The sequence below is a fragment of the Enterobacter cloacae complex sp. I1M genome, assembly GCF_014982425.1.
GTDB lineage: Bacteria > Pseudomonadota > Gammaproteobacteria > Enterobacterales > Enterobacteriaceae > Enterobacter > Enterobacter intestinihominis.
Window position 1 is genome coordinate 60,208 of sequence record NZ_JADCLG010000013.1, and the last position, 10,655, is coordinate 70,862.

The following is a 10,655-nucleotide window of genomic DNA, read 5'->3' on the forward strand; positions in this document are numbered from 1 at the left end:
TGCGTGCCGCACAGTGAAGAGCTGGACAACTGCGAAGTGCTGGCTGTCCACCAACTGAATATTGCCTTTCAGGAAGAGCGGCAGTTCATCCCTGCAGTACAGAATTTATCGTTTTCGCTCAGGCGCGGCGAGACGCTGGCGATTGTCGGCGAGTCCGGATCCGGTAAATCGGTTACCGCGCTGGCGCTGATGCGTCTGCTTGAGCAGACGGGCGGGCAGGTCACCAGCGAGCGGATGCTGTTGCGCCGTCGCAACCGTCAGGTTATCGATCTCAACGAGCTGAGCGCGTCCCGGATGCAGGGGGTGCGCGGGGCGGATATTGCGATGATTTTTCAGGAGCCGATGACCTCCCTGAACCCGGTCTTCCCGGTGGGCGAGCAGATTGCCGAATCTATCCGCCTGCATCAAGGACTGAGCGGTGATGAGGCGCTCAACGAAGCTAAACGGATGCTGGAGCTGGTACGTATCCCTGAGGCGCACGCGATTTTGTCCCGCTATCCGCATCAGCTTTCCGGTGGCATGCGCCAGCGGGTAATGATTGCGATGGCGCTGTCGTGCCGTCCGGCGGTGCTCATTGCGGACGAACCCACCACGGCGCTGGATGTCACCATTCAGGCCCAGATCCTGCAACTGATTAAGGTGTTGCAGCAGGAGATGGAGATGGGGGTGATATTCATCACCCACGATATGGGGGTGGTGGCGGATATTGCCGATCGGGTGCTGGTTATGCATCAGGGCAATGCCGTGGAAACCGGCTCGGTGGAGCAGGTCTTTCATACGCCGGTGCATCCTTATACTAAAGCGCTGCTGGCGGCGGTCCCGCGTCTGGGCGCCATGAATGGCAGTGATTTTCCGCGCCGTTTTCCGCTGTTCTCTCAGACCGAACAGGGCCAGCAGGAAGACGAAACCGAGCAGAACACGGTGGTTTCCGGCAGGCCGATCCTTGAAGTGCGTGACCTGGTGACCCGTTTCCCGCTGCGCAGCGGGATCCTTAACCGCGTGAAGCGCGAAGTGCATGCGGTTGAATACGTCAGTTTTGATCTCTGGCCGGGCGAAACGCTGGCGCTGGTGGGGGAGTCCGGCTGCGGTAAATCCACCACCGGGCGGGCGCTGCTCAGGCTGGTTGAGTCGCAGGAGGGGAGCATCACCTTCAACGGTGAGCGCATCGATACACTCCCCAATGGTAAATTGCAGGCGGTACGCCGGGATATTCAGTTTATTTTTCAGGATCCTTATGCGTCGCTCGATCCGCGCCATACGGTGGGGTACTCGATTATGGAGCCGCTGCGGGTGCACAACCTGCTCGACGGTGAAGCCGCGCAGCGCCGCGTCGCGTGGCTGCTGGAGCGCGTGGGCCTGAAACCGGAGCATGCCTGGCGTTATCCGCACGAATTTTCTGGCGGTCAGCGACAGCGTATCTGCATAGCCCGGGCATTGGCCCTGAATCCGAAAGTGGTGATTGCGGATGAGTCCGTGTCAGCGCTGGATGTCTCCATCCGCGCGCAAATCATCAATCTCCTGCTCGATTTACAGCGGGATTTGGGCATTGCGTTTCTGTTTATCTCTCACGATATGGCGGTGGTTGAGCGGATCAGCCATCGCGTGGCGGTGATGTACATGGGGCAAATTGTTGAAATTGGCCCCCGTCGGGCGGTATTTGAAAACCCGCAGCATCCGTACACCCGCAAGCTGATGGCCGCCGTACCGGTTGCCGATCCTGAGCATCGTCACGCCCAGCGCGTGCTGTTGCAGGACGAAATGCCGAGCAATATTCGTAAACGGGGCGAAACTCTGGAGCGCGTGGCGCTGCGTGAAGTCGGTCCCGGTCATTTTGTCGCACCCCCGCGTCAGGGCAATGCATTCTCGCGGTTATAACTTACAACAGGCAGGAGAACACAATGGTTCCTTTTGTTGCTCGTCAATGGCTGCTTGCCGCGAGCGTGACGGCTGCGCTGGCCGCCGCCCCCGCGATCGCGGCGAAAGACGTGGTGGTGGCTGTGGGGTCTAACTTCACGACGCTGGATCCGTATGATGCTAACGACACCCTTTCTCAGGCGGTGGCAAAATCCTTCTACCAGGGGCTGTTCGGCCTGGACCGCGAGATGAAGCTGAAAAACGTGCTGGCGGAAGGTTATACCGTGTCGGACGACGGGCTGGTCTATACCGTTAAGCTCCGTACCGGCGTGAAGTTCCAGGACGGCACCGACTTCAACGCCGAGGCGGTTAAGGTCAACCTGGACCGAGCCAGCAATCCGGAAAACGGTCTTAAGCGCTACAACCTGTATAAAAATATCGCCCAAACCGAGGTGATTGATCCGGCGACGGTGAAGATCACCCTCAAAGAGCCGTTCTCGGCGTTTATTAATATCCTGGCGCATCCCGCGACGGTGATGATTTCCCCTGCGGCGTTGAAGAAATACGGCAAAGAGATTGGCTTCCACCCGGTGGGGACCGGACCGTACGAACTGCTTACCTGGAACCAGACCGATTATGTGAAGGTGAAGAAATTCGCCGGATACTGGCAGCCGGGGCTGCCGAAGTTGGATACCCTCACCTGGCGGCCGGTCGTGGACAACAATACCCGTGCCGCGATGCTGCAAACCGGCGAAGCGCAGTTTGCCTTCCCGATCCCCTACGAACAGGCAGCGCTGCTGGCGAAAAACAGCAAGCTGGAGCTGGTGGCCAGCCCGTCGATTATGCAGCGCTACATCAGCATGAACGTCACGCAAAAACCGTTTGATAACCCGAAGGTGCGCGAAGCCATCAACTACGCCATTAACCGCCAGGCACTGGTGAAGGTGGCCTTTGCAGGCTACGCCACCCCGGCGACGGGCGTAATGCCGCCAACCATTGAGTACGCGCAGAGCTATCAGCCGTGGCCGTACGATCCGGCGAAAGCGCGGGAACTGCTGAAAGAGGCGGGCTATCCGAACGGCTTTAGCACCACGCTGTGGTCGTCGCATAACCACAGTACCGCGCAGAAGGTGCTGCAATTTACCCAGCAGCAGCTGGCACAGGTGGGCATTAAAGCCAGGGTCACGGCGATGGATGCCGGACAGCGCGCGGCGGAAGTGGAAGGCAAAGGACAGAAAGAGAGCGGCGTGCGGATGTTCTACACCGGCTGGACGGCTTCAACCGGTGAAGCGGACTGGTCCCTGTCGCCGCTGTTTGCTTCCCAGAACTGGCCGCCAACGCTGTTCAATACCGCGTTCTACAGTAATCCGCAGGTGGATAAGGATCTGGCCGATGCCCTGAAAACCACCAAACCGGAAGAGAAAGCGCGCCTGTACAAAGAGGCGCAGGACATTATCTGGAAAGAGTCGCCGTGGGTGCCGCTGGTGGTGGAAAAACTGGTCTCAGCCCACAATAAAGCGCTGACCGGTTTTTACATCATGCCGGATACGGGCTTTAGCTTTGACGACGCGGATCTAAAATAAAACTCATGCTGAATTATGTGTGTAAACGCCTGCTGGGGCTTATCCCGACGCTGCTGATTGTGGCCGTGCTGGTGTTTTTGTTTGTCCACATGCTGCCCGGCGATCCGGCGCGTTTGATTGCCGGACCGGAAGCGGATGCCACGGTTATCGAACTGGTGCGTAAACAGCTCGGTCTTGATCAGCCGCTGTATCGGCAATTTCTGCGCTACTTTGGCAATGTCCTTCAGGGCGATTTCGGCATCTCGATGGTGTCGCGTCGTCCGGTGTCGGAGGAGATTGCCAGCCGCTTTATGCCCACCTTCTGGTTAACGATTGCCAGTATGAGCTGGGCGGTTGTGTTTGGCCTGGGCGCGGGGATTGTCGCCGCCGTCTGGCGCAACCGCTGGCCGGATAAGCTCGGTATGGCGCTGGCAGTCACCGGTATCTCTTTCCCGGCGTTTGCGCTGGGTATGCTGCTGATGCAGATTTTCTCCGTCGAGCTGGGCTGGTTGCCCACCGTCGGGGCCGACACCTGGAAGCACTACATTCTGCCCTCTATGACGCTTGGCGCAGCCGTTGCGGCAGTGATGGCCCGCTTCACCCGCGCCTCCTTTGTCGACGTGCTGAGCGAAGATTACATTCGCACCGCGCGGGCAAAAGGGGTGAGTGAGAAATGGGTCATTCTGAAGCATGGTTTTCGTAATGCGATGATCCCGGTGGTCACGATGATGGGGCTACAGTTCGGCTTCCTGCTGGGCGGCTCTATCGTGGTAGAGAAGGTCTTCAACTGGCCGGGGCTGGGGCGCCTGCTGGTCGACTCGGTCGATATGCGTGACTATCCGGTTATTCAGGCTGAAGTTCTGCTTTTCTCGCTGGAGTTTATTCTTATCAACTTAGTGGTGGATGTGCTGTACGCCGCCATTAACCCGGCCATCAGGTATAAGTAAGATGCGATTACTGAACTGGCGTCGCCAGGCCATTTTAAACGCTATGCCGGGGATCAGGCCGGACCATATTCGCACCCCGTGGGTTGAGTTCTGGCGTCGATTCCGTCGTCAGCCCGTCGCTATGGTCGCCGGGTTGTTTGTGTTACTGCTGATCCTGGTGGCGATTATCGCCCCCTGGATAGCCCCGTTTGATGCGGAAAATTACTTCGATTACGACCGGCTGAACGATGGACCGTCGATGATGCACTGGTTTGGCGTGGACTCGCTCGGGCGCGATATTTTCAGCCGCGAGCTGGTAGGGGCGCAGATCTCGCTGGCGGCCGGGGTCTTTGCGGTGCTGATGGGCGCAGCAATTGGCACCGTGCTTGGGCTGGTGGCCGGGTACTATGAAGGCTGGTGGGACCGCATCATCATGCGTATCTGCGACGTGCTGTTTGCCTTTCCCGGTATTCTGCTGGCGATTGCCGTGGTGGCGGTGATGGGCAGCGGCATGGCGAACGTCATCATCGCCGTGGCGGTATTCACGATTCCCGCTTTCGCGCGCCTGGTACGTGGCAACACGCTGGTGCTGAAGCAGCAGACCTTTATCGAGTCGGCCCGCAGCATGGGAGCCAGCGATACCACAATCCTGTTCAGCCATATTCTGCCGGGAACGGTCTCGTCTATCGTGGTCTATTTCACCATGCGCATAGGCGTGTCGATTATCTCGGCGGCCAGCCTGTCGTTTCTGGGGTTAGGCGCACAGCCGCCGACGCCGGAGTGGGGCGCGATGCTGAACGAGGCGCGGGCGGATATGGTGATCGCCCCGCACGTGGCGATCTTCCCGAGCCTGGCGATTTTCCTGACCGTGCTGGCGTTTAACCTGCTGGGGGATGGGCTGCGCGACGCGCTGGATCCGCGGATTAAGGGGTAGGTTTTTGCAGGAACTTACCCCTCACCCTAACCCTCTCCCCTGAGGGGAGAGGGGACTGCTCGGTGCGGTCTGTTCCCCCTCGCCCCTTTGGGGAGAGGGCCGGGGTGAGGGGTTAAAGATTAAACCCGGCTGCCCCACAAATCATACTCGTCGGCGTTTTCGACCTTCACGCGAATAATATCGCCCGGCTTGACGTTGGTTTCCCCGTTCAGGTACACCGCGCCGTCGATTTCAGGCGCATCCGCCATGCTGCGGCCAATCGCGCCTTCTTCGTCCACTTCGTCGATAATGACCAGAATTTCGCGGCCCACTTTCTCCTGCAAGCGTTCAGCAGAGATCTGCTGTTGCAGCTGCATAAAGCGGTTCCAGCGTTCCTCTTTGACCTCTTCCGGTACCTGGTCCGCCAACTCGTTGGCCGTTGCGCCTTCAACCGGGCTGTACTTGAAGCAGCCCACGCGATCCAGACGCGCTTCTTTCAGGAAGTCGAGCAGCATCTGGAAATCTTCTTCGGTTTCACCCGGGAAGCCAACGATGAAGGTGGAGCGCAGGGTCAGATCCGGGCAGATCTCGCGCCACTGCTTGATGCGCGCCAGCTGGCGGTCAACGGATCCAGGACGCTTCATCAGCTTCAGAATGCGCGGGCTGGCGTGCTGTAACGGGATATCCAGATACGGCAGGATTTTGCCTTCCGCCATCAGCGGAATCACGTCGTCAACGTGCGGGTAAGGGTAGACGTAGTGCAGACGCGTCCAGATCCCGAGCTTAGCAAGCTGCTCGCACAGGCCAACCATGCTGGTTTTTACCGGCTCGCCGTTATGGAAGCCGGAGCGGTGTTTGACGTCCACGCCGTAGGCGGAGGTGTCCTGGGAGATGACCAGTAACTCCTTCACGCCCGCGTCGGCCAGGCGTTTGGCTTCTGCCAGCACCTCGCCAATCGGACGGCTCACCAAATCGCCACGCATCGACGGGATGATGCAGAAGGTGCAGCGATGGTTGCAGCCTTCGGAAATTTTCAGGTAAGCATAGTGGCGCGGCGTCAGCTTCACGCCCTGTTCCGGCACCAGGCTCAGGAACGGGTTGTGCTTTGGCTTTGGTACGTAGTGATGAACATGTTCCAGCACCTGCTCGTAGCTGTGCGGGCCGGTGATCTCCAGTACCTTCGGGTGCACTTCGCGGATCTGATCCACCTTCGCGCCCAGGCAGCCGGTGACAATCACTTTGCCATTTTCCGTCAGGGCTTCACCAATGGCTTCCAGTGACTCCTGGACCGCGCTGTCGATGAACCCACAGGTGTTGACGATCACCATGTCGGCGTTGTCGTAGCTTGGCACCACGTCATAGCCTTCAGTGCGAAGTTCAGTCAGGATGCGTTCGGAATCCACCAGGTTCTTCGGGCAGCCCAGGGAGACAAAGCCGATTTTCGGCGGGTGCGTAACATTGCTCATAGGTTAAAAATTCATCAATTATGGAGTTATCAGGGCGGGATTTTACAGCGTATCGCGGGGGATTTATACACTCTTGATGGCGCAGTTGAGGCGGGCAATCGTTGTAACATTGTAAAGAATGTTAATCAGTTATCGTTTATTGATCTCAGGCATCACATTGTACAAAAAATGACCTTATTATTAATAGGGTAACATGGCTGACAGAGGAGGAAATAGCATGTCCGTTGACAGACTGAAACGCGATCTGCTTAACAAGCTGATCAACGCCCGAATCGACCTGGCTGCATATCTGCAACTCCGCAAGGCGAAAGGGTATATGTCAGTCAGCGAAAGCGAAAATCTGCGTGATAATTTCTTTGAACTTTGCAATTTCATGCGTGATAAAGCACCCATCCTGAAAGCGCACTGCGCTGAAAACGAATTAGTGGCGCTGCGCCGCGCCGCCGAGGTGCTTTCCATCGCCGGGGTCTGTTTGATGAACGGACGTCACGACTGCCCGAATTTTATTGCCGTTAACGCGGAGAAGCTTGAAAACTGCCTGACCACGCTCGCGCTTTGCATCATGTGTCTGAACAAGCCGGAAACGCTTGCCCGACACTGAACCTGGGGGAGGCAACTCCCCCTTTTGATTAAGCTTTTGTAAAAGTGTTAACGCACCCGGGAACAGTGGCTAATCTTTAAGCCATATGCCGATAAAGGAGTGCGTTATGCCTCGATCCTCGCTGCTTTTCCTCCCTGTACTGTTATTCCCGCTTTCGCTGCTTGCGGCGCCCGAGACGGTTAAGGTCGACGTGCTACAGACAAAACTGGATCACCCCTGGTCGCTGGCGTTTCTGCCTGATAATAAGGGGCTGCTGATCACGCTAAAAGACGGGCAGCTTAAGCACTGGCAGGCAGGGAAAGGGCTCTCCGATCCGATTGTCGGCGTGCCGAAGGTCTGGGCGAGCGGCCAGGGCGGATTGCTGGACGTGGTGCTGGCCCCGGATTTTGAACAATCACGGCGGATCTGGCTCAGCTTCGCCGAGGCGGGTGATGATGGAAAAGCGGGCACCGCGGTGGGCTACGGGCGGTTGAGCGATGACCTCTCGCGCATTGAGGGCTTCCAGGTGGTGTTCCGACAGATGCCGAAGCTCTCTACTGGCAACCACTTTGGCGGACGGCTGGTGTTCGACGGCAAAGGCCATCTCTTTATTGGCTTAGGTGAAAACAACCAGCGCCCGACGGCGCAGGATCTGGATAAGCTTCAGGGTAAGGTGGTGCGCCTGACGGAGGACGGGAAAGTGCCGCCGGATAACCCGTTTGTGAACACCGCCGGTGCACGGCCTGAAATCTGGTCTTACGGCATTCGCAACCCGCAGGGGATGGCGATGAACCCGTGGAGCGACGCGCTGTGGCTTAATGAACACGGCCCTCGCGGCGGGGATGAGATCAACATTCCTGAAAAAGGCAAAAACTACGGCTGGCCGATGGCGACGCACGGGATCAACTACAGCGGCCTGAAAATCCCGGAAGCGAAAGGCGAGCACGTTGAGGGCACTGAAAAACCGCTGTTTGTCTGGAAAGTGTCGCCCGCCGTCAGCGGCATGGCGTTCTACAACAGCGACGTCTTCCCGCAGTGGAAAAACAAGCTGTTTATCGGCGCGCTGAAGGAGAAAGACGTCATCGTGCTGAGCGTGAAGGGCAATACCGTGACGGAGGACGGGCGCATTCTTGGGGATAAAGATCAGCGAATTCGCGATGTGCGCGTCGGGCCGGATGGTTATCTGTACGTGCTGACCGACGAGACGGACGGGCAGCTTTGGAAAGTCAGCCCGTCCGGGTCGTAATCAGGTCACCGGGATCATCACCACGTTGCGATACGCCGGGCGCTCGCTGAGCTGCTGGATCCAGCGCTCAAGGTGAGGGCGCGGGGTCCAGCTGAGACCCATGTTAGTGAGGTTCCAGACGAAAGGGGCGACGGCGATATCGCCCACGCCGAACGTGTCGCCGGAGAACCAGGTATGCTTCGCCAGTTCGTCGTCCATCATCGCAAACAGCGACTCGCACGCGTCCTGGGCGGCATGAATGGCGGGATAATCACGATCGGCTTCCGGCGTACGGATAAGCCCCATCAGGATCACGCGGTGCGTTGGGGAAAGCGTCTGGTTTGCCCAGTCCATCCATTTTTCGCCCTGCGCGCGCTGGGCTGGATTTTCTACCCACAGCCGACCCTGGCCGTACTGCGCGGCGAGGTATCGCACGATGGTGTTAGACTCCCACAGCGTGGCGTCTGTCTCGTCATCGCGCAGTAGCGGCACCAGTCCATTTGGGTTCATCGCCAGGTAGTCCGCGTCTTTATTCACGCCAAACTCCAGGCCCGCCATAACCTGCTTGAACGGTAAATCCAGCTCTTCCAGCGTCCAGAGCACTTTTTTCACGTTGGTCGAATTGTTCCTGCCCCACAGCGTAATCATATTTACTCCCGATGAGATGTGAATCCGAGTCAGCTTTTCGCCATGGTGAGATAAACCTAACAATTACGCAACAGATGCTAAAAAAAACACCGCAATCAAAGCGTATCTGAATGTTATTGCATAAACTTTAAAAACTTTACCTGGAACAGGTTTCTTTGAAGGCTGTAGTGCGCTATTACTCATCGCTTCTTGCGACACGGTGATTGTGACGTGATTTTTAGAATGGACACTCGGGTGGCATTTATGACGCAAAAAACTTCCTCTCTGCGCAGCCTGGCGGCAGGCTCGGCGCTGCTTTTCCTTTTTGCCCCAACGCTCCATGCGGCGGAACAGACAGCGCCCGAAGCGCCGCCTGTTGATGCGCGCGCCTGGATCCTGATGGATTACGCCAGCGGGAAAGTGCTGGCGGAAGGTAACGCCGACGAAAAACTCGACCCGGCGAGCCTGACGAAAATTATGACCAGCTATGTGGTCGGCCAGGCGTTGAAAGCGGGCAAGATCAAGCTGAATGACATGGTCACCGTCGGGAAAGATGCCTGGGCGACCGGTAATCCGGCGCTGCGCGGCTCGTCCGTGATGTTCCTGAAGCCTGGCGACCAGGTCTCCGTGTCCGATCTGAATAAAGGGGTTATTATTCAGTCGGGAAATGATGCCTGTATTGCGCTGGCCGATTACGTCGCGGGCAGTCAGGACTCATTTATTGGGCTGATGAATGGCTACGCGAAAAAACTGGGTCTGACCAATACCACTTTTAAAACTGTTCACGGCCTGGATGCGCCGGGTCAGTTTAGTACCGCGCGCGATATGGCGCTGCTGGGCAAAGCGCTGATCCATGACGTGCCGGATGAGTACGCTATCCATAAAGAGAAAGAGTTCACCTTCAACAATATCCGCCAGCCTAACCGTAACCGTCTGCTGTGGAGTAGTAACGTTAACGTGGACGGCATGAAAACCGGTACAACTGCCGGGGCCGGATACAACCTGGTGGCTTCTGCGACGCAGGGCGATATGCGCCTGATCTCAGTGGTGCTGGGAACGAAAACCGACCGAATTCGTTTTAACGAATCCGAAAAACTGCTGACCTGGGGTTTCCGCTTCTTTGAAACCGTCACGCCGATTAAGCCGGACGCTACCTTCGTCAGCCAGCGTGTCTGGTTTGGTGATAAAAGTGAAGTGAACCTGGGAGCGGGTGAAGCGGGTTCCGTCACCATTCCACGCGGTCAGCTGAAAAACCTGAAAGCCAGCTATACCCTGACCGAGCCACAGCTCACCGCACCGCTGAAAAAAGGTCAGGTGGTCGGGACGATAGATTTCCAGCTTAACGGCAAATCTATTGAGCAGCGTCCGCTGGTGGTAATGGAAGCGGTGGAAGAGGGCGGCTTCTTCAGCCGGATGTGGGACTTTGTGTTAATGAAATTCCACGGCTGGTTTGGCAGCTGGTTCAGCTAAGTTTTTGCCGGGTGGCGGCTTCGCCTTACCCG

9 protein-coding genes are annotated in these 10,655 nt (G+C 57.5%); 7 read left to right on the forward strand and 2 right to left on the reverse strand.

Annotated features, from left to right (window positions below):
* Positions 1–3 precede the first annotated feature (3 nt).
* From gsiA to gsiD, 4 genes are read left to right on the forward strand one after another with little or no spacing between them, the layout of a single operon-like run.
* Positions 4–1,875, forward strand: coding sequence for a glutathione ABC transporter ATP-binding protein GsiA (gene gsiA, locus INF86_RS08150; RefSeq protein ID WP_058676915.1), 1,872 nt, complete (start codon positions 4–6; stop codon positions 1,873–1,875).
* A 23-nt stretch (positions 1,876–1,898) separates the two neighbouring features.
* Entirely contained in the window at positions 1,899–3,437 is a 1,539-nt protein-coding gene (gsiB, locus tag INF86_RS08155; RefSeq protein ID WP_023299669.1) for a glutathione ABC transporter substrate-binding protein GsiB, read from the forward strand.
* A 5-nt stretch (positions 3,438–3,442) separates the two neighbouring features.
* The gene (gsiC, locus tag INF86_RS08160) at positions 3,443–4,363 is read left to right on the forward strand and encodes a glutathione ABC transporter permease GsiC (RefSeq protein ID WP_193543412.1); all 921 of its coding nucleotides are present in this window, start codon (positions 3,443–3,445) and stop codon (positions 4,361–4,363) included.
* 1 nt (position 4,364) lies between these two features.
* On the forward strand, positions 4,365–5,276 hold the full coding sequence (gene gsiD, locus INF86_RS08165) for a glutathione ABC transporter permease GsiD (protein WP_193543413.1): 912 nt from the start codon (positions 4,365–4,367) through the stop codon (positions 5,274–5,276).
* Between the two features lie 119 nt (positions 5,277–5,395).
* Here the strand turns inward: gsiD and rimO are convergent, their stop codons facing one another.
* Positions 5,396–6,721, reverse strand: a complete 1,326-nt coding sequence (gene rimO / locus INF86_RS08170) for a 30S ribosomal protein S12 methylthiotransferase RimO (protein ID WP_022647549.1) — start codon at positions 6,719–6,721, stop codon at positions 5,396–5,398.
* A gap of 217 nt (positions 6,722–6,938) precedes the next feature.
* On the opposite strand from rimO, the gene bssR reads away from it, so the two are divergent.
* Entirely contained in the window at positions 6,939–7,322 is a 384-nt protein-coding gene (gene bssR / locus INF86_RS08175) for a biofilm formation regulator BssR (protein WP_022647550.1), read from the forward strand.
* Between the two features lie 106 nt (positions 7,323–7,428).
* On the forward strand, positions 7,429–8,547 hold the full coding sequence (locus tag INF86_RS08180) for a PQQ-dependent sugar dehydrogenase (RefSeq protein WP_046618555.1): 1,119 nt from the start codon (positions 7,429–7,431) through the stop codon (positions 8,545–8,547).
* On the opposite strand, the gene INF86_RS08185 is transcribed toward INF86_RS08180, so the two are convergent.
* Positions 8,548–9,174, reverse strand: coding sequence for a glutathione S-transferase family protein (locus tag INF86_RS08185; protein WP_063138193.1), 627 nt, complete (start codon positions 9,172–9,174; stop codon positions 8,548–8,550).
* A gap of 243 nt (positions 9,175–9,417) precedes the next feature.
* On the opposite strand from INF86_RS08185, the gene dacC reads away from it, so the two are divergent.
* On the forward strand, positions 9,418–10,623 hold the full coding sequence (gene dacC / locus INF86_RS08190; protein ID WP_023299674.1) for a serine-type D-Ala-D-Ala carboxypeptidase: 1,206 nt from the start codon (positions 9,418–9,420) through the stop codon (positions 10,621–10,623).
* Positions 10,624–10,655: the final 32 nt, after the last annotated feature.